The sequence below is a fragment of the Sphaerisporangium corydalis genome (assembly GCF_025506355.1).
In the GTDB taxonomy this organism is placed as follows: Bacteria; Actinomycetota; Actinomycetes; order Streptosporangiales; family Streptosporangiaceae; genus Sphaerisporangium; species Sphaerisporangium corydalis.
On the sequence record NZ_JANZYP010000108.1, the window covers coordinates 1 to 19030 of the forward strand.

Consider the following 19030-nt stretch of genomic DNA (forward strand, 5'->3'; position numbering starts at 1 on the left):
CGGGCCGCCGGCGTCGGACGGTGCGGGCGGCGCGGGCTGGGGCTCGGGCCGGGAGTGACCGGGTGATCCGCTCAACGGGTCTCCGGGCGGAGGTGTGGTCACGGTTCTCGTACCTGCCTTTCCAAGGTGTCCAGGTGGCCCGCCAGGGCGACGAGCCCGGCGTCGTCGGCCGGTGCCGGGCCGTACAGGACCGTGCGCACGTGCACGGTGTCCTGGCCGGTGCGCAGGGCGGTCGCGGCGATGATCTCGTTCGGGGTCGCGTCGGCGGCGAGGCCCAGGCGGGGGGTGAGCCGGGACGTGCTCGCCGCCCTCAGCGTGGCGGCGGCGCGGTCGCGGGCGCGGCGGGCGCGGTACAGCCGGCCGCGCCCCTCGACGGTCTCGGCGGCGCGGACGACCACGGGCAGCGACTCGACCACGACCGGCCCGAGCCGCCGTCCCCGCCACAGCGCCGCCACCAGCACCGCGATCGCGAGCTGGAGCACCGCCCAGGGCACTCCCGCCGGGAACAGCTCCTCGATGGTGGCCCGCCCCGAGCCCGGCGCCGCCTGCGCCTCGCCAGGCACCAGCCAGATGAGGACGGGCCTGGCGCCCGCCAGGTTGACCGCGAGGGCGGCGTTGCCGTCCTCGGCGAGACGCTGGTTGGTCATGAACGCGCCGTCGCCCACCACGGTGACCGTGACGGGCCCGGTCGTGCGCACCAGCGCCGGCCCTTCGGCGCCGGGGTAGCAGGCGGACGAGCCGGCGGGCGCGGTGAGCGCCACCCCGCCGAGGTAGGCGCTGCCGGCGCGGGCGGCGGCGCTCAGCGGGCATCGGGGCTCGCGTGAACGGAGCGCCGTCGCGTCGCCGGGCGTGATGCCGGGGGCGATCCTCGCCAGGCCGTGGATCGGGCCGACGACCAGCCGGTCGGCCCGGGTGCGGGAGAGCCGCATGATGTCGTCGTGCCCGAGGCGCGTGGTGTCGTACAGCAGGAGCTGCGCGCCGGGGCCGTCCAGCCGGAGGACCTCCTCGACGGTGGAGACGCGTTCGACCCGCACGCCCTGCCGGCGCAGGATCTCGGCGAGCGCCTTGCCGCCGTCCAGCGACGTGTCGGCGGGGTCGAGCGGGCGGCCCTCGGTCGAGGAGCCCGCGACCAGGGCGGTGAGCGCGGCGACGACGACCACGATCACGCCGACGAGCGCCATGCCCCGGCCCGAACGCCACAGGCTGCGCGCCGTCGGGGACGCCGAGGTCGACGGCGGGGGCGGGGCGGCGCGTTCGGGCGCGAAGACGCTCATCGGCCGGCCGCCGCGGCCGGGCGGGTGGTGCGCAGGGCCTCGTCGAGCCCGCTCAGGGTCTGGTAGCCCTCCGCGGTTCCGGGCGCCTGGCCGTAGGTCACCTCGTCGAACAGCCGGGCCGCCTCGGCGAGCCGTTCGTCGAACGCGGGGAGCTCGCGCCCGGCCGCGGCGGCCAGCTCGTCGGCGGTGCGCCCGGGCTGCGGCGCCACGATCGCGCGGTGCTCCAGGTCGCGCGCGACGGCCCGCAGGCGCTCCTTGATGGCCGCGCCCCACTGGGCCTCCCCGGCCAGCCGCTCGGCCTCGGCGCGGTGTTCGGCGGCCGTGCGCTCCCGGGTCCCGAACAGGGAACCGTCGGCGGCCCTGCGGCTCCGCGTGGCCCTGCGGGCCTGCCAGGCGATCAGCGTGACGAGCGCGGCGATGATGAGCAGGACCAGGACCAGCGCGAGCACGCCTCCTGGTATACCGCCTGGCGCCCGGTCGAACAGGTCGTCGATGAACTCCTGGACGATCCTGATCAGCCGGTTGGGCAGCGACTCCTGCTGGTAGCCGGGCTTGAGCAGCTCCTCGAAGGCCTTGCGCCTGGCCTCGTCGCGGCCGATGTCGTCCAGGACCATGGCGGTGGGCGGGATGACGGTCACGGCGCTCCGGGAGCGCCGGTGGGACGCGGGCCGGTCGTCCCGGCGGCGTGGGAGGGGTGCCACAGGTCGTCGGCGGTGGCGGTCACCCAGCCCAGGCGCTGCTGGTCGATCGCGGCGGTCTGCAGCACCAGGTCGAACGCCTCGGCGCGCATGCGCCTGTCGGTGTAGAGCAGCCCGTTCACCCCGGCCTGGATCGGGTAGGTGATCATGGAGCTGATGATGCCGCCGACGGTGAACAGGATCGTGGTGACCACCGTCGCGGTGAGGCTGCCCTGGCCGCCGAAGGAGACGACGAGGCTGACGATGGTGACCGGCACCGACAGGACGCCGCCGAGGAACGCGGCCAGCACCTGGGTGAGCAGCAGGATGCCGAGCACCCGCCAGAAGTCGCCGCCGACCAGCCGCCACGACCTGCGCATCGCGTCGACGACGCCGAGCCCCTCCAGCACGACCGAGGCCGCCGCCAGGGCGAACCGGGTGCTGACGAACAGGGCGTAGGCGATGTAGGCGAGGCCGAGCACCAGCGCGGCCACCAGGACGGCGCCGACGCTCGCGCCGGCGAGGTCGAGGCCGACGACGATCGCGACGGCGAGGACCAGCGGGAGCAGCGCGACCAGGCCGGTGAGGAACGCCAGCCCGAGCAGCGCGGGCAGCCGCGACCGGGTCAGCCGCCAGGCCTCGCCGATGGTGATCCGCCCGCCGAAGACCGCACGGCCGAGGACCCGGGTCAGGATGCCGGTCAGCAGGGTGACCAGGAAGAACTGCATGATCAGCGAGACGAGGGCGCCGCCGAACTGGGCGAACAGGCCGCCGAGCGGCACGTCGGCGCCCGATTCGAGCGACGCGGGGTTGGCCAGCAGGGGGCCGAGGGAGCGGTAGTACACGGCCTGGCCGATGGCCACCGGCAGCGTGCCGAGCGCGGCGGCGATGGCGGACAACCCGAGGGTGGCCTTGGGGTTGGACCTGATCAGCTTGATGGTGCCGTCGAGGATGTCGCCGAGGCCGAGCGGGCGCAGCGGGATGATGCCGGGCCGCATCGCCTGGGGCGGCGGGCGGTACCCGTACGCGTGGCCGTAGGCGGGGCCGCCCTGCGGGGGCGGGCCGTACGGGGGCCATCCCGGCGCCTGCCCAGGGGGTGGGGGGGCGTTGCCGTAGGGCGGCGGGGGTGCCTGCCCCGGCGGGGAGAACGCGGGCTGCCCCTGAGGAGGGGCGGGCTGACCTGCGGGAACATCGTCCGAGGGGGGCTGTCCTGCCGGCTGGGCGGTGCCGCCGGGCGAGGCCCACGGCGTCCCGCCCTGGCCGGGGTAGGGCGGAGGCTGGTTCTCCGCCCAACCCGGAGGCGTGCTGGGCGTGGCGCCGTGACCGTCTGACATATCCCAATCCTGGCATGTCGCACCGCTCTCCGGGGTCACCAGCAAGTGATCAAGGCGGGGGATGGCCGAATACCTCCCCCTTGGCGCAGACTTGCGGAGGGGCCGTACCGGACGCGCGCCACGCCACGCCACAGGCTCATCGAGCCAGATCATTGGCGGGTTCCGTAACGTGCGCCTAAAATTCGGCTTTTGGTGAAGCTAATGTTCGGTCGTTTATCACCCGGCGATGACTCGCGGGTAGCCTTCGGTCGATCGTCCGGCTTTTGCCACAACCTCCATCAAAACTGTGCAGAACGAATGAGGGGCCATGAAAGGACGCGTGCTGGTCGTCGACGACGACGCCGCTCTCGCCGAGATGCTCGGCATTGTCCTTCGGGGAGAGGGCTTCGAGCCCTCGTTCGTCTCCGACGGGGACAAGGCGCTCGACGCGTTCCGGGACACCAGGCCGGACCTGGTCCTTCTCGACCTGATGCTGCCCGGGGCCGACGGCATCGACGTGTGCCGGCGGATCCGCGCCGAGTCCGGCGTGCCGATCGTCATGCTCACGGCCAAGAGCGACACGATCGACGTGGTCCTCGGCCTGGAGTCGGGGGCCGACGACTACATCGTCAAGCCCTTCAAGCCGAAGGAGCTCGTCGCCCGGGTGCGGGCCCGCCTGCGCCGCACCGACGAGCCGACCCCCGAGGTGCTGCAGATCGGCGACATCACCATCGACGTCGCCGGCCACTCGGTCAAGCGTGAGGAGGAGACCGTCAACCTCACCCCGCTGGAGTTCGACCTGCTGGTCGCGCTCGCGCGCAAGCCGCGCCAGGTGTTCACCCGCGAGGTGCTCCTGGAGCAGGTGTGGGGCTACCGGCACGCCGCCGACACCCGCCTGGTCAACGTGCACGTCCAGCGGCTCCGCGCGAAGATCGAGAAGGACCCTGAGCATCCCGAGATCGTGGTGACGGTCCGCGGCGTCGGCTACAAGGCCGGTCCGGCGTAGGCGGCGCCGCCGTTCCGCCGTGACCCCCGGACATCCCCATGGCCACCCCGACCTCGTCCCCCGGCGCCGTCCGCGCCCCTTCCCGGGTCAAGCCCAAGAGGAAGGCCAGGCGGACCCCGCGCCAGATCGCCCGCGGCGTCCGCAGGCGGGCCCGCCGCGCCGTGGGCAGGGTGCGCCGCGTCTGGCGGCGTTCCCTGCAGCTCCGGGTCGTCACCAGCACCCTGGTCATCTCCATGACCGTCGTGGCGGTCCTCGGCTTCTTCCTGATGCAGATGATCACCACGGCGGTCCTGGACGGCCGTAAGCACTCCGCCATCGCCGAGGCGCAGGCCAACGTGACCACGGTCGCGGGCCTGCTGGGCCAGCAGGCCGTCACCGCGGCCAAGCAGTCGCCGTCGGGGCAGTCCGACGGGTCCGACACGATCATGAGCGACCCGGTGGACCAGGCCGCGGACGCGCTCTCGCGCCGGGCCGACTCCCGCTACAGCGTCGTGATCCTCAGCGACGACGGCGTGGGGGACGACCGGGGGACCGGCAGCGTCGCCCGCAAGAGCGTCACGCAGAAGCTGCGCGACAAGGTCCTGCGGGCCAAGGACAGCCCCCAGGCGCAGTACACCCCCGTGTACTACGAGGAGCAGGACGAGCCGGTGCCCGCGCTCGCCATCGGCGCGCTGGTGCGCACCGACTACGGCGACTACGAGGTCTACCACTTCTTTCCGCTGGAAGACGACGTGGCGACGCTGTCGCTGGTCCAGCAGTGGCTGGTCGTGGTGGGCGCCGCGCTGGTGCTGCTGCTGGCCGCCATCGCCTCCCTGGTCACCCGGCAGGTCGTCATCCCGGTCCGGCTCACCCGCCAGGCCGCCGAGCGCCTGGCCGCGGGGCGGCTGGAGGAACGGCTGAAGGTCCGCGGCGAGGACGACCTCGCGCGGCTGGCGACCTCGTTCAACGAGATGGCCTCCAACCTGGCGCTGAAGATCCACCAGCTGGAGGAGCTGTCGCACGTCCAGCGGCAGTTCGTCTCCGACGTGTCCCACGAGCTGCGCACCCCGCTGACCACCGTCCGCATGGCCGCCGACCTGCTGTACGAGAGCCGCGAGGACTTCGAGCCCGCGGCGTCCCGCTCGGCTGAGCTCATGCAGAACCAGCTCGAGCGCTTCGAGTCCATGCTCGCCGACCTGCTGGAGATCAGCCGGTACGACGCCGGCGCCGCCACCCTGGACCTCGACTCGGTCGACATGCGCGACGTCGTCCTGCGGGCCGTCGGGGACTCCCAGCCGCTCGCCGAACGCAAGGCCACCCGCCTGGACCTGCGGCTGCCCAACCAGCCCTGCATGGCCGAGGTGGAGAGCCGCAGGGTCGAGCGCATCCTGCGCAACCTGCTGTTCAACGCCATCGAGCACGGCGAGGGCCGCGACATCGTGGTCACCCTGGGCGCCGACCGCGACGCGGTGGCCGTGGCCGTCCGCGACCACGGCGTCGGGCTCAAGCCCGGCGAGGAGAACATGGTCTTCGACCGCTTCTGGCGGGCCGACCCCTCCCGCGCGCGCACGATCGGCGGCACCGGCCTCGGGCTGGCGATCTCCCGCGAGGACGCCATCCTGCACGGCGGCTGGCTCCAGGCGTGGGGGCTGCCAGGCGAGGGGTCGCAGTTCCGGCTCTCCCTGCCCCGCCAGTCCGGCACCGGCCTGCGCGGGTCGCCGCTGCCGCTGGTGCCGCCCGAGGTCGAGATGCGGCGCACGTGGCGCGGGCAGGCGACGCCGGTCCTGTCCCCCGCGATCGAGGGGGCCTTCGATGGCGACTAGCCCGCGAGGCGGCCTGCGGCGGCTCGGACCGCTCGCCGTGGCCCTCGCCCTCACCTCGGCCGCGTGCTCCACCGTCCCGACCGGCGGCAACGTCTTCGCCGCCCTGGGAGAACGGGAGAGCGACCCGCTCAGCCAGCCGTACGTCCGGATGCTCGCGGCCACGCCGAAGCCGAAGGGCACGCCCGAGGAGATCGTCAACGGGTTCCTCAGCGCGGCGGCCAGCTTCGACGACCCGCTGCGCGGCGTCGCCCGGCAGTACCTCACCGGCGAGGCGCAGCGCACCTGGAGCCCGTTCGACGCCGTGACGATCTACGACGACGGCAAGTCCAGCAGCGACGCGCCCGGAGACGTCCAGCAGGCCCACGTGGAGCTGAAGGGCGCCGTCCTCGGCACGCTCGACGGCGACGGCCACTACGTGCCGAGCCAGACCTCGGGCGGCAGCGTGCTGGACAAGGGGTTCACCCTTGTCAAGGTGAGCGGCGAGTGGCGCATCTCCACGGCGCCGTCGGGGCTGCTGCTGACCAACGACGACTTCAAGCGCGCCTACCGGTCCTTCGACCTGTACTTCGCGGCGTACCAGTCCGAGGGGCTGGTGGCCGACCAGGTGCGGGTGCCGATCAACCCCAGCGAGGGGCTGGCCAAGTCCCTGGTCCACCGCCTGCTCGACGGGCCGACCACGCCGCTCAGGGGCGCCGTCGACTCGGCGTTCGGGCCGAACGTCGACGTCAACGACGTGTTCGTCGAGGGCGACACCGTGGTGGTCGACTTCACCTACGGGATCGTCGACTCGGCGCTGGTCACGGCGAACAGGGAAGCGCTGTCGGCGCAGCTCTACTGGACGTTGAAGCCGCTGACCGAGTCGCGGCGCATCGAGGTGCGGGTCAACGGCGACCAGTTCCCCGGCGGGCCGTTCCTCATCGACCCGCGCGACTACGACCGCTACGACCCCGACCTGCTCCCGCACGCCCCCAAGGCCCTCTACCTGCAGCAGGGCAAGCTGCACATCCTCGACAAGGACAACGGGAACCCCGTGATGTCCGGCGTCGGCGCCGTCCAGGCACGGCAGTTCTCCCACCTGGCGGTGTCCAACGAGCAGCCGGCCAAGGTGGCCGCCCTGGAGAAGGCCGGGGGTGTCTGGGTCAGCGGCATCACCCCGGGCAGCCAGTGGCAGCGCTGGATCGAGGGCACCAGGCTCACCCCGCCGTCGTGGGACCGCTACGGGGACGTCTGGTCGGTGTCCCGGCAGGGCGCGCGCAAGGCGCAGGTGCTCAGGGCGCACGACCCGACGCGGCAGATGCCGGTGAGCGCGCCAGGGCTGGAGTCCACCGACGTCACGGCCTTCCGTGTGGCACGGGACGGCGCCCGGGTGGCGGTCATCTCCGACGACGGGCGCGGCCAGAGCGTGCTGGTCGGCTCGATCAACCGGACCCGGTGGGCGGTGCAGAACCTGCGCACCCTGGTGCCGGCGGCCGACGGGCAGGAGATCACCGACATCGCGTGGCAGGACGCCGACACGCTGCTGGTCCTGACGACCGCCAAGTCCGACCGGGAGCTGACGCCCTGGTCGGTCACCCAGGGGATCCGGATCGAGACCCCCAAGGCCGCCACCCGCGTCGAGGCCGTCACCGCGGCCCCCAAGGCCAACGACGACGCCCCCGTGCTCGCGGGCGGCCCCGACGGCGAGATCCTCAAATGGGACCTGCAGAAACGCACCTGGATCACCTTGGTCCAAAACGGCGCCGGCGCCCCCGTCTACCCCCTCGGCTGACCCGCCTCCCATCCAGCCTGTGGACAACGGGCCGATTTTCGGCCGGGCTGTGGACAAGTGGCCGCGCGGGCCGGTTCCGCTCGTGGCCCGGCCAATGATGGACGTGTGCTGACCACCGTCCTCGACCTGATCCTCCCGCCCCGGTGCGCCGGGTGCGCGCGGGAGGGCGCCGTGCTGTGCCCCGCCTGCCTGGCGGAGGTGAGCGGCGACCCCTGCCCGAGACCGCCCACCGCCCCGCCGCGCGGGCTCCCCGGCTGCTGGGCCGGCGCCTCCTACGAGGGAGCGACCCGGCGCGCCATCCTGGCGTACAAGGAACGAGGCCGCACGGCCCTGGCCCGCCCCCTCGCCACCTGCCTCGCCATCACCCTCACGACAGCACTCGGCACCCTCACGACAGCACTCGGCGTGGGGGAGTTCGGCCGGCCGTTCGTCCTGGTTCCCGTGCCGAGTTCGCGGCGGGCCGTGCGGTTGCGGGGCCATGATCCCGTCGGCCGCCTGGCGGTGCTCGCCGCGCGGCGGCTGCGGTCGCTGGGATGGCCGGTGACGTCCGCGCCGGTCCTGGCGCAGCGGCGGCGGGTCCTCGACCAGGCGGGGCTGAGCGCCCCGCAGCGGGCCGCCAACCTGGCCGGGGCATTCGGGGTGCGGCGACTCGCGGGCGCCGGTGGACGTGCCCTGTGGGGGCGCCCACGGCCGATCGCGGTCCTGGTGGACGACATCGTCACCACCGGCGCCACTCTCGCCGAGGCGGCGGAGGCACTGAACCGCGCGGGCGTGCCCGTCCCCCTTGCCGTCACCCTCGCCGCCACCCGCCACCACCAACGCTGACCGGCTCACCTGAGGCGGGTGGGGGATTGGGTGGGGTGGGGCGACACGCCCGGATTTAGGGTGACTGAAAAAGATTACGAAGAGTAATGAAATGGTCAAATCCTCAACCTGTCCCAGGAGTCACACCTGGCCGAACTTCCCGGCGAACCCCGCTGGTCAACGGGCGCTTGAAGCTTTCGTCAAGCGGGACAGGGCATCGTCAACATCCTGTCCGCCACAGGGCTCAGACCCTCAAGTAAACTACTTAAAGTGATCCTTTAGTCGATCCTGCGGCTGACATTCGGGCCCGTAGCGACTAGCGTTCGAGCATGGCACCCGTTCGGGTCCGTGGTTGCGCCGGACCGACCCCCTTCAGGGGACCGGACTGGCTAGCCGATGCCAGCCGCAGGCGAAACGGCCCACGTAAGGCGACTCTTCGTCGACCGATCACGGTGCGGCTTAGAGGTAAGTCCTGCCTCCCCGGAGGACCAGATGTCCACCGCCAGGAGAGAAGGGCAGTAGTGGCGACTGAGCCGCGAACCCCTCAGCAGGCGGATGTGGGGACGAAGACCAGGTCGGCCGGACGGGTGTCCTCCTCGCAGTCGAGACGAAGGGGGGCCTTTGAGTGGACATCATCGTCAAGGGACGGCACACCAATGTGAGTGACCGGTTCCGCGATCATGTGACAACGAAACTGGCCAGGATCGAACGACTGGACAACAAGCTCATACGAGTCGACGTGGAGGTGTCCAAGGAAGCGAGCGTGCGCGCGACCGACGACCGTGAGCGGGTGGAACTGACGATCCATTCCAAGGGCCCGGCGGTCCGGGCCGAGGCCTCCGCCGACGACAGGTTCGCGGCCCTCGACATCGCGCTCGGAAAGCTGGAAGGACGGCTCCGGCGCATCGCCGACCGGCGCAAGGTCCACCACGGCAACCACTGCCCCCCGTCGGTAGCCGAGCTGACCTCCGCCCTGGCGGACAACTACGAGCCCCTGCCTGATCCACTCCCCGCGGAACCCCAGCTCCAGGACAAGACCGCGACGGACAAGTCGTGGGCGAACGACGCCGAGTACCCCGAACCAATCGTCCCGATCGAGATGGAGGGGGACGGCCCCCTGGTCGTCCGCGAGAAGTTCCACGAGGCCGATCCGATGACCATTGACCAGGCCCTGCTGGAGATGGAACTCGTCGGGCACGATTTCTACCTGTTCAGGGACAAGGAGTGCGGCCAACCCAGCGTCGTGTACCGACGTGTCGGGTACGCCTATGGCGTGTTGCGGCTCGTAGAACAGTAACCAACGCGTTCGAAGATCCTCTCGACCACCCCCGCGAGCCGGAAACCCATGTAATGATGGCGGTTCCGACGGCGCGGGAGCGTCGCGCGGTAGGGATCGACCTACCTGGCGCGATCTGGCTCCCCACGAGGAGGAGGCGTGACGCAGACCGACGAAACGGCCGGCCGCTCCGGGCGTGACGAGCCGATCCGCGTGCTGATCGTTGACGATCACGCGCTGATCCGGCGGAGCCTGGAGCTGGCGCTGGCCGCGGAGCCGGACATCGAAGTGGTCGGCGAGGCGAGCGATGGTCAGGAGGCGGTCGAGATCGCGGACCGCCTCCTGCCGGACGTCGTCCTGATGGACGTCCGGATGCCGCGGCAGAGCGGCATCGAGGCGACCAGGGCGATCAAGGCATCGGTGCCGAGCGCGCGCATCGTCATGCTCACCGTGAGCGACGAGGAGGAGGACCTCTTCGAGGCGATCAAGGCGGGGGCCACGGGTTATCTGCTGAAGGACGTGCAGATCGACGAGGTCCCCGACGCCGTGCGCGGTGTGCACGAAGGCCAGTCGCTCATCAACCCGGCCATGGCGGCCAAGCTCATCACCGAGTTCGCCAACATGAGCCGCAAGGAGGCCGAGCGGCCGCCGCAGCTGCCGGTCCCCCGGCTGACCGAGCGCGAGATGGAAGTGCTGCGCCTGGTCGCCAAGGGCATGAACAACCGCGAGATCGCCAAGCAGTTGTTCATCTCCGAGAACACCGTCAAGAACCACGTGCGCAACATCCTGGAGAAGCTGCAGCTGCACTCCCGGATGGAAGCGGTGGTCTACGCGGTGCGCGAGCGGCTCCTCGAGATCACCTGACCCTCGAGACCACCTACCGCCCCGGCCGGGCGCCCAGCCCGGCCGGACCAGGCGTGGTCAGGCCTGCGGGGCGGGGCTCCGCACCAGCGCGGCGCGCAGCGGCGCCGCGAGTTCCGGGAGGGTGACCCGTTCGACGCGCACGTCGTCGCAGCCGACCCAGGAGGCCGCCTCCCAGAGCGCCTCGGCCATGGCCTCGACCGACCCGGCGCGCACGGAACCTCCCAGGCCCGGTTCGAAGCCGACCTGCCGGGCGATGAGGGTGGACCCGTCCCTGGCGGGGTCGACCCGCCCGATGAGCCGGCCCCCCGCCAGCACGGGCATCGTGAAGTAGCCGTGGACCCGCTTGTCCTTCGGCACGTAGGCCTCGAGGCGGTGGGTGAAGCCGAACAGGCGCTGGGTGCGGGCGCGGTCCCACACCAGCGAGTCGAACGGGGACAGCGGAGTGGTGCGGTGGCGGCCGCGCGGCGCGGTCTCCAGCGCGGCCGGGTCCGCCCAGGCGTTGGAACGGGAGCCCCCGGCCGCCGCACGGCCGGCCCGGGCCTCGGCCCACCCGGCGACGCGCACCGGGACCAGCCCCGCCGACCCGTCGAGCAGCGCCTGGTCGAGTATGGCGGCGTGGTCGCCGCGCAGGCGCAGGAAGTCCACGAGGTCGGCGCGGGTGGCGACGCCGAGGGCGGACCCGGCGTGGCGGGCCAGCCGGACGACGCATTCGGCGTCCGTGAGGTCCTGCTCGAGGAGCGCGGCCGGGACGACGCGCTCGCTCACGTCGTAGACCCGCCGCCAGCCGACCCTGCGCGTGCAGACCACCTCGCCGATGTCGAGGAGGAACTCGACGGCGATCTTGACGTCGGACCAGTCCCACCAGGGGCCGCCGTTCTTGGCGCCGCCGAGCTCGGTGGTGGTCAGCGGCCCTTCGTTCCTGACCTGCTCGAGCACCTTGTCGATCGTGGGCGGGACCTCGTGCCAGCGGAAGCGCCGCTCGCGGTAGGCGCGGCGGCGGAAGGCATAGAGGGGCCAGTCGTCTATCGGCAGGACGCAGGCGGCGTGGCACCAGTATTCGAAGGCGTGGGCCGGGTCGTGCCAGTAGGCGTTCTCGACCTTGGCCCGGCCGAGCGGCCCGAGCCGCGCGTACGCCACCAGCTCGTGGGAGCGGGCGAGGACGGAGATGGTGTCGAGCTGCACCGCGGCCAGGCGGCGCAGCATGGCGGTGACCCCGCCCCGGCGGGACTCGGCGCCGAGGAACCCCTGGGCACGGAGGACGATCCGGCGGGCCTCGTCGGCGGACAGCTCGATCGCGGGGGCGGGGAGACCATTCGGCATGCACCGATGGTAGGACGTGCCACCGACAAAACGCGGACGCAGGTGTCGTCAGCGGGGCCGGCGGTACGTCCCTGCGGTCAGGACCTCAGACGGGCCCGAGACCCGGGGACCCTGGCGGTCAGGACGGTAGGCGGGCCCGCGACCAGGGACCTCAGTGGTCAGGACCTCAGACGGGGTCGGCGTGGCGCTCGAACGGGGAGTGGTGCTCCTGGACCGAGATGTGGCGGGGCGCGTCCTCGATGACGTCGGAGAAGATGTCGAAGATCAGGGCGAGGATGCCGCCGACCGCGATGACCCCCGCGCCGACCCAGAAGAGGAACCAGTTGGGGCCGATCACCAGGGCGACGCCGCCGATGGTGAACCCCAGCAGGATCACGGTGACGGCGAGCCACGACGTCGGCCTCCCCGCGTGAGACTGCCCGCCATGTGCCTGCGCCGGTGCGCTGTCGGCCATCCTGACTCCTTGTCCTCGGTCGATTTCCCATGTCCTCAGGGGGGCGCCCCGAGGCGAAGATTCCCTCCCCGTACCATCGCACGATATCCAACGCCCTTCTCGCCACCGCAGGCCGTGCCCGGTAAAGGCCGCAGCCAGAAGGGGTCGGGGAACCTTCGAGGTCCGTACAGCGTCATTGACGATGGCTGTGTCCGGTGGTGAAACCGCCTACCATGGCTATGGGGAACCATGTCTCGTCCTCATGTCCCGGCCGTCGGGCCGTGGTACAGACCTGCGAGGAGCTTTACAAAAAGTGCCAGCCATTCTCGACAAGATTCTTCGCGCCGGCGAGGGCAAGGTCCTGCGTAAGCTGAAGCGGATCTCCGAGCAGGTCAACTCCATCGAGGCCGACTTCACCAGCGCCACCGACGCCGAACTGCGCGCCATGACCGCTGAGTTCAAGCAACGCCACGCCGACGGCGAGTCCCTCGACGATCTGCTTCCCGAGGCCTTCGCGGCCGTGCGCGAGGCCGCCCGCCGGGTCCTCGGCCAGCGCCACTTCGACGTGCAGATCATGGGCGGGGCCGCGCTCCACCTCGGCAACATCGCCGAGATGCGCACCGGTGAGGGCAAGACCCTGACCTGTACGCTGCCCGCCTACCTCAACGCCATCGGCGGCAACGGCGTGCACGTCGTCACGGTCAACGACTACCTCGCCAAGCGCGACGCCGAGAACATGGGCCGGGTGCACCGCTTCCTCGGTCTCGAGGTCGGCGTGATCCTTGCGAACATGTCGCCCGACGAGCGCCGCAAGCAGTACAACGCCGACATCACGTACGGCACCAACAACGAGTTCGGCTTCGACTACCTCCGCGACAACATGGCGTGGTCGCTGGAGGAGTGCGTCCAGCGCGGCCACCACTTCGCCGTCGTGGACGAGGTCGACTCCATCCTCATCGACGAGGCGCGCACGCCGCTGATCATCTCCGGTCCCGGCGAGCAGTCCGGCAAGTGGTACCAGGAGTTCGCCAAGATCGTCCCCCGCCTCCGCCGCGGCGTCGAGGGCAAGGACGGCGAGGACAGCACCGGCGACTACATCGTGGACGAGAAGAAGCGCACGGTCGGCGTCCTCGAGTCCGGTGTCGAACGCGTCGAGGACTGGCTCGGCATCGACAACCTGTACAAGCCCGAGCACACCCACCTGGTCGGCTTCCTGAACAACGCGATCAAGGCCAAGGAGCTCTACAAGAAGGACAAGGACTACATCGTCGTCGACGGTGAGGTCCTGATCGTCGACGAGTTCACCGGGCGCGTGCTGCACGGCCGCCGCTACAACGAGGGCATGCACCAGGCCATCGAGGCCAAGGAGTCCGTGAAGATCAAGGACGAGAACCAGACCCTCGCCACGATCACCCTGCAGAACTACTTCCGCCTGTACTCGCGGCTGTCCGGCATGACCGGCACGGCGACCACCGAGGCGAACGAGTTCCACCAGACCTACAAGCTCGGCGTCATCCCCATCCCGACGAACCGGCCGATGGTCCGCAAGGACCAGGCCGACGTGGTCTACAAGAGCGAGGACGCCAAGTTCAACGCCTGCGTGGCCGACATCAAGGAGCGGTACGAGCGGGGCCAGCCGGTCCTGGTCGGCACCGTTTCTGTGGAGAAGTCCGAGCGGCTCTCCAAGGCGCTCAAGCGGGCCGGCGTCCAGCACGAGGTGCTCAACGCCAAGAACCACGCCCGTGAGGCCACGATCATCGCCGAGGCGGGCCGCAAGCACGCCGTCACCGTCGCCACCAACATGGCCGGCCGTGGCACCGACATCATGCTCGGCGGCAACTCCGAGTTCCGCGCCGACATAGAGCTTCAGCAGCGCGGCCTGTCCCCGTCGGAGACCCCCGACGAGTACGAGAAAGCGTGGCCCGAGGCGCTGGAGAAGGCCAAGGAAGCGGTCAAGAACGAGCACGAGGAGGTCACCGACCTCGGTGGCCTGTACGTCCTCGGCACCGAGCGCCACGAGTCGCGGCGCATCGACAACCAGCTCCGCGGCCGGTCCGGCCGTCAGGGCGACCCGGGCGAGTCCCGCTTCTACCTCTCGCTCGAAGACGACCTCATGCGCCTGTTCAACTCGGCCCGCGTCGAGATGATCATGACGCGGCTGAACATCCCCGAGGACGTCCCGATCGAGTCGGGCATTGTTTCCAAGGCGATCGCCTCGGCCCAGCACCAGGTCGAGCAGCAGAACTTCGAGATCCGCAAGAACGTCCTGAAGTACGACGAGGTCATGAACCGGCAGCGCAAGGTGATCTACGCCGAGCGCCACCGCGTCCTGGAGGGCGCCGACCTGCGCGACCAGGTCCGCGACTTCGTCACCGAGGTCATCGACGGGTACGTCTCCGCGGCCACCTCCGAGGGGTTCGCCGAAGAGTGGGACCTGGACAAGCTCTGGAAGGCCTTCCAGCAGCTCTACCCGATCTCCGCCACCGTCGACGAGCTCATCGAGCGCGAGGCCGACGGCGAGCGCGAGAACCTCACGCCCCAGCTCATCGGCGACTGGGTCAAGGCCGACGCCCTCGCGGCGTACGAGCGGCGCGAGGAGGAGCTCGGCGCCGAGACCGTGCGCGAGCTGGAGCGGCGCGTCATCCTGTCCGTGCTCGACCGCAAGTGGCGCGAGCACCTCTACGAGATGGACTACCTCCAGGAGGGCATCGCGCTCCGGGCCTACGCCCAGCGCGACCCGCTGATCGAGTACCAGCGCGAGGGCTTCGACATGTTCGCGGCCATGCTGGAAGGGATCAAGGAGGAGTCGGTCGGCTACCTGTTCAACCTCGAGGTCGAGGTGCAGGACAACCCGATCGTCGAGGAGGTCGCCGCCGAGGACGCCAACGTCACCGAGGCCAGTGCGATCATCTCCAAGGCGCTGCGCCGGCCGCAGCGCCCCAGCGAGATGATCTACAGCGCTCCTGGTGAGAGCGGCGAGGTGGAGCAGACCCGGGTCCGCACCACCGCTGAGGAGCGCGCCGCGTACGGCAACGTCGAACGCAACGCCCCCTGCCCGTGCGGCTCCGGCAAGAAGTACAAGCGCTGCCACGGCGACCCCAAGCACACCCAGGCCTGACCGATCACCCAAGCCTGACCCACCACCTGCCCGGCCCCGCGACCACCACCGGTCCCGGGGCCGCCGCATGCTCGGACAGCATTCCCACACCGACATGCACTGGGCGCCGACGTGCCGGGGTGGGGACGCTGATTTCGGCGCCTTGTACGTCGCCGGGCCCGGCGTTTTGTACGGCGCCGGGCCGCCCGTCATGTACGGCGGCCGGGCCCGGCGTTTTCGCCGCCGGGCTGCGCGTCTTGTACGGCGCCGGGCCCGGTTGTAAAGGTCCTCGCCTTCGGCTCGGGCAGTATTTCCGAGGCCTACCGGCTCTGCCGACCCCCTCAAGACACGAGGGCCTACCCCCGGCCGACACGCTCGAGAAACGAGGGCCTACCCTCGGCCGACACCCTCACTGTTCGCCCTCGGGTCTGAGTCCTTCGCCTCACCATCGGGGGGTTGCTATCCGGCGCCGACGCGGTGGTGCGGGGTGCGGTGAAGTCGGCGCCCCGTGCGGGGGTCGACCGGTAAACGTGGTGTCGGAGGCTGGGGCAGGTTTCTAGGCCCAGGGAATACGCCCGAGCCGAAGGCGAGGACCGTGGGAGAGGACGACTGGTCACCCCCTGCCCCGCCTTGGGGTTCGAGACGGTGGGGTCAGGCGGTTTCGAAGTCCGTGCAGAGCCATTGGATGCCGTGGCGTTCGAGGCGGATCGCCAGGACGTGGCTGCGCTCGCCGCAGTGGACCAGGGCGCACACCTCCACGGCGCCGTCCCTCGGCTGGTTGACGTGCGGCAGCCCGACCAGCGGCGGCCTGGTGGCGTGGATCATCTTTCCGGCACGCACCAGCTCGGTGTACGCCCGCTCGGTCAGCCGGTCCGCGACGGTGCTGGGTGGTCGGCGGCCGGCGAGGATCTCGGCCATGGCCTGCCCGAGGCTCCGGAGCCGCCGCTCGTCGGGCAGCGAGCCCGCCGCCCCGCCGGTACGCGACGAGAGCGAGGCGCCCCGTTGAGGGCCGTCGTGGGGTGGTAGGTCCGGTGGGTCGTAGGCGAGTGCGAGGGCCCCCTGGGTTGGGGGCGGGACCACGGGCATGGTGCCGGGGGCGCGCTCGTCGTCGTACGGCGGGTCGGCCGGGGGGACGGAACGCAGCCGGGGCAGGGGCGGGCGGGAGGAGGAAGGAGCCATTGGGCACTCCAGAGTCGTCGGCGAACGTGACGCACCTAGGAGTTTCCGGTCGGGGCCGGTGATACGGAGGTCGCCAACTTTTCGGTGGGGCGGGCGGTTCGTCCGGCTTGCTGGGCAAAGATCACTGCGAGTTGGAGCGGTCGGTACCGGGCGGGATCGCATTGCGGCTGCGGTGCGAGCCTGAAGCGGCCGACCGAAAGCCCAGGCCCGCGCCTGGTTCGGCGCCAGAAGTCCGTTCATCCTGCTAGAGGAGCTGTTCGAGGTTCGGATCATGTGGGTGAGGTGAGGAGTTTCAGCCACATGATCGAGCCTCGGAGGTGGAGTCCGGCCTCGTGGCTTTCCGGGGTTTTGTCGTAGCGGGTGGCTGATCCCCGCCAGGTCTTGATCTTCTGGAAACAGTAGGCCTTAGGGGGCCTGCGGTCGGCGTGGTGTGCGGCCGTGGCCGCCGGGTCTACCCGAGTCGCGAGTATGGCCCGGCGGCCGCGGTGAGGTGGTGGGTTTGTGAAGAGTTGACTGCATCTGCGGCGACTGACCGGTGTGGGTACAGCTCAACCACCTCGAGCCGCATCAGAGGCGAGGCTCAGCCGTTGACCGCGTTAGTGACAGCGGCCCACGTCTCCAACTCGGCCATGCGCGCGGTCAGGGCTGCCTGCATGGCCACGGCGCCGGAGCTGCCGAGGGCCAGGCGCAGCGGCGGGTTGTCACGCCCTGCGATCGTGCGAATGCCCGTCACGATGCCCTCTACGCTGACGAACGCCGATGCGGGCAGTTCGCCGATAGCCTTCTGCGTCGCCCGGACGGTGGGGTCGTAGTCATCGTGGGCGGTGGTGGCCGCGTCGAGATTGCTCAGGAAGGGCGTCGCTGTCAACGCCGGCTGGATCAGCGTGACGTTGATGCCGAGCGGGGCGACCTCGGCGACGAGAGCGTCCGAGAGGCCCTCCACGGCGTACTTCGTGGCGGAGAGCAGTCCCACACCGGGGTCGGCGGTCTGCCCGTAGTAGGAAGAGCCTTGCAGGATGTGGCCGGAGCGCTGGCGGCGCAGCGTCGGCAGCACCGCGCGCAACACATTGAGCACGCCGAACACGTTGGTGTCGAAGATGGCCCGCGCCTGAGCGTCGGTGGCCTCCTCCACCGCACCGAAAAGCCCATAGCCGGCGTTGTTGGCCACAACGTCGATGCGGCCGAAGGCGGCGACGGTCTGCTCGACCGCCTCGCGCACCGCTGCCTCATCGCGCACGTCCGCCTTGACGATCAGCAGCCGATCGGAGGGCCCCAGGTTGTCGAGCCCGGCACCGGTACGGGACACGGCGGCCACGGATTCGCCTGCCTCCAGAGCCTTGCGGGTGAGTTCGAGCCCGATGCCGGAGGAGGCGCCGGTGACGAACCAGGTGGGCGAGGTGTTCGCTGAGATGTTCACTGTCGAAGTCATGCAATGACTGTAAGCCGATAGCTAGCAACTATGCAACTCCGTGACGAGCTTTCGTTGCGACCCTTTGGACTACGGCGACATCTTCTGTACGATGCATCGCATGGATGCGGCAGGTAGGTCACCGAAGGTTCGAGAAGCACCCGAGGACCTTGCTGAGGCGATCTTGCGGTTCGTGAACACGCGGGCGGACGGCGCGGGCCGGGTCGAACGGTTCGCGTCGGCGAAAGACTTCGAGACCTGGGCGACCGAGGAGGGCCTGCTCGACGCGACCGCGATCGTGAGCGATTCGGACGCATCCGCCGCGCGAGAGTTGCGTGACGCGCTGGTCACCGTGTTCCTGGCGCACTCCCAGACACCCGGTGTCAACGACGACGAGGTCAACGACGCGCACCGGTACCTGCGTCACGCCGGCATGCGATATCCCTTGGCGGCGCTCATCACTACCCAGGGAGCGCAGTTGCTGCCCGCGGCCGCAGGCGTCTCAAGAGCGCTGGGCATGATTCTCGCCAGGGTGACGATGCTGGCGCAGCAGGGAGATTGGACGCGGATCAAGGCGTGTTCCAATCCGCCATGCCATGCCGGTTTCGTGGACCGCACCCGCAATCGGAGCGCTCGCTACTGCTCTCCGGGCTGTGGTTCACAGGTGTCGATGCGGGCCTTCCGCCAGCGCCAGCGGCGCGGCTCGTCCTGATCCTGCCTCGCGAGCAGGCGGCCGATGGCGATGGTGTGCTGATCGTGGGCGACAGACCTCCGTGGCGCGTTGGGGGTCAGGGGGAGCGGGGGGTGCG

General features: G+C 70.7%; 15 protein-coding genes. 8 read left to right on the top strand and 7 right to left on the bottom strand.

Features of this window, described 5'->3' with window-relative positions; genetic code table 11:
* Positions 1-98 precede the first annotated feature (98 nt).
* From NYZ98_RS39925 to NYZ98_RS39935, 3 genes are read right to left on the bottom strand one after another with little or no spacing between them, the layout of a single operon-like run.
* A complete protein-coding gene (locus NYZ98_RS39925) occupies positions 99-1274 on the bottom strand; it encodes a DUF4350 domain-containing protein (protein ID WP_262850502.1) in 1176 nt (391 codons plus the stop codon).
* On the bottom strand, positions 1271-1912 hold the full coding sequence (locus NYZ98_RS39930; RefSeq protein WP_262850503.1) for a DUF4129 domain-containing protein: 642 nt from the start codon (positions 1910-1912) through the stop codon (positions 1271-1273). Before NYZ98_RS39930 ends, NYZ98_RS39925 begins: the two co-directional genes overlap by 4 nt.
* Positions 1909-3285, bottom strand: a complete 1377-nt coding sequence (locus NYZ98_RS39935) for a hypothetical protein (RefSeq protein WP_262850505.1) — start codon at positions 3283-3285, stop codon at positions 1909-1911. Before NYZ98_RS39935 ends, NYZ98_RS39930 begins: the two co-directional genes overlap by 4 nt.
* Before the next feature lie 307 nt (positions 3286-3592).
* On the opposite strand from NYZ98_RS39935, the gene mtrA reads away from it, so the two are divergent.
* The 6 genes from mtrA to NYZ98_RS39965 all read left to right on the top strand — a co-directional run bounded on the left by mtrA (position 3593) and on the right by NYZ98_RS39965 (position 10784).
* Positions 3593-4270, top strand: coding sequence for an MtrAB system response regulator MtrA (mtrA, locus tag NYZ98_RS39940; protein ID WP_114031473.1), 678 nt, complete (start codon positions 3593-3595; stop codon positions 4268-4270).
* Between the two features lie 38 nt (positions 4271-4308).
* A complete protein-coding gene (gene mtrB, locus NYZ98_RS39945; RefSeq protein WP_262850508.1) occupies positions 4309-6072 on the top strand; it encodes an MtrAB system histidine kinase MtrB in 1764 nt (587 codons plus the stop codon).
* The gene (locus NYZ98_RS39950; protein WP_262850509.1) at positions 6062-7840 is read left to right on the top strand and encodes an LpqB family beta-propeller domain-containing protein; all 1779 of its coding nucleotides are present in this window, start codon (positions 6062-6064) and stop codon (positions 7838-7840) included. The genes mtrB and NYZ98_RS39950 overlap by 11 nt, the downstream gene beginning before the upstream one ends.
* 105 nt (positions 7841-7945) lie before the next feature.
* Entirely contained in the window at positions 7946-8665 is a 720-nt protein-coding gene (locus tag NYZ98_RS39955; RefSeq protein WP_262850511.1) for a ComF family protein, read from the top strand.
* Positions 8666-9269: 604 nt separating this feature from the next.
* Complete coding sequence (gene hpf, locus NYZ98_RS39960) at positions 9270-9941, top strand: ribosome hibernation-promoting factor, HPF/YfiA family (RefSeq protein ID WP_262850512.1); 672 nt, start codon at positions 9270-9272, stop codon at positions 9939-9941.
* 138 nt (positions 9942-10079) lie between these two features.
* Entirely contained in the window at positions 10080-10784 is a 705-nt protein-coding gene (locus NYZ98_RS39965; RefSeq protein ID WP_262850514.1) for a response regulator, read from the top strand.
* 57 nt (positions 10785-10841) lie between these two features.
* Here NYZ98_RS39965 and NYZ98_RS39970 read toward each other — a convergent pair whose 3' ends face one another.
* Positions 10842-12104 (bottom strand): winged helix-turn-helix domain-containing protein, encoded by a 1263-nt coding sequence (locus NYZ98_RS39970; protein ID WP_262850516.1) that lies wholly within the window; start codon positions 12102-12104, stop codon positions 10842-10844.
* Between the two features lie 166 nt (positions 12105-12270).
* Positions 12271-12558 carry an HGxxPAAW family protein gene (locus tag NYZ98_RS39975; protein ID WP_262850518.1) on the bottom strand — a complete coding sequence of 96 codons (288 nt, stop codon included), beginning with the start codon at positions 12556-12558 and terminating at the stop codon, positions 12271-12273.
* Between the two features lie 292 nt (positions 12559-12850).
* Here NYZ98_RS39975 and secA point away from each other — a divergent pair, with 292 nt between their 5' ends.
* Entirely contained in the window at positions 12851-15655 is a 2805-nt protein-coding gene (secA, locus tag NYZ98_RS39980) for a preprotein translocase subunit SecA (protein ID WP_262850520.1), read from the top strand.
* 630 nt (positions 15656-16285) lie between these two features.
* Here the strand turns inward: secA and NYZ98_RS39985 are convergent.
* Positions 16286-16813 (bottom strand): Rv3235 family protein, encoded by a 528-nt coding sequence (locus NYZ98_RS39985; RefSeq protein ID WP_262850522.1) that lies wholly within the window; start codon positions 16811-16813, stop codon positions 16286-16288.
* A 580-nt stretch (positions 16814-17393) separates the two neighbouring features.
* On the bottom strand, positions 17394-18242 hold the full coding sequence (locus NYZ98_RS39990) for an SDR family NAD(P)-dependent oxidoreductase (RefSeq protein ID WP_262850524.1): 849 nt from the start codon (positions 18240-18242) through the stop codon (positions 17394-17396).
* 100 nt (positions 18243-18342) lie between these two features.
* Between NYZ98_RS39990 and NYZ98_RS39995 the strand changes: the two genes are divergently transcribed.
* Entirely contained in the window at positions 18343-18933 is a 591-nt protein-coding gene (locus tag NYZ98_RS39995) for a CGNR zinc finger domain-containing protein (protein ID WP_262850526.1), read from the top strand.
* The last annotated feature ends 97 nt before the right edge of the window (positions 18934-19030 follow it).

Coding starts and splice junctions, on each gene's coding strand:
- NYZ98_RS39925 (WP_262850502.1), bottom strand. CDS start 1,274: ATGAGCGTCTTCGCGCCCGAACGCGCCGCCCCGCCCCCGCCGTCGACC.
- NYZ98_RS39935 (WP_262850505.1), bottom strand. CDS start 3,285: ATGTCAGACGGTCACGGCGCCACGCCCAGCACGCCTCCGGGTTGGGCG.
- mtrA (WP_114031473.1), top strand. CDS start 3,593: ATGAAAGGACGCGTGCTGGTCGTCGACGACGACGCCGCTCTCGCCGAG.
- mtrB (WP_262850508.1), top strand. CDS start 4,309: ATGGCCACCCCGACCTCGTCCCCCGGCGCCGTCCGCGCCCCTTCCCGG.
- NYZ98_RS39950 (WP_262850509.1), top strand. CDS start 6,062: ATGGCGACTAGCCCGCGAGGCGGCCTGCGGCGGCTCGGACCGCTCGCC.
- NYZ98_RS39970 (WP_262850516.1), bottom strand. CDS start 12,104: ATGCCGAATGGTCTCCCCGCCCCCGCGATCGAGCTGTCCGCCGACGAG.
- NYZ98_RS39975 (WP_262850518.1), bottom strand. CDS start 12,558: ATGGCCGACAGCGCACCGGCGCAGGCACATGGCGGGCAGTCTCACGCG.
- NYZ98_RS39985 (WP_262850522.1), bottom strand. CDS start 16,813: ATGGCTCCTTCCTCCTCCCGCCCGCCCCTGCCCCGGCTGCGTTCCGTC.
- NYZ98_RS39990 (WP_262850524.1), bottom strand. CDS start 18,242: ATGACTTCGACAGTGAACATCTCAGCGAACACCTCGCCCACCTGGTTC.
- NYZ98_RS39995 (WP_262850526.1), top strand. CDS start 18,343: ATGGATGCGGCAGGTAGGTCACCGAAGGTTCGAGAAGCACCCGAGGAC.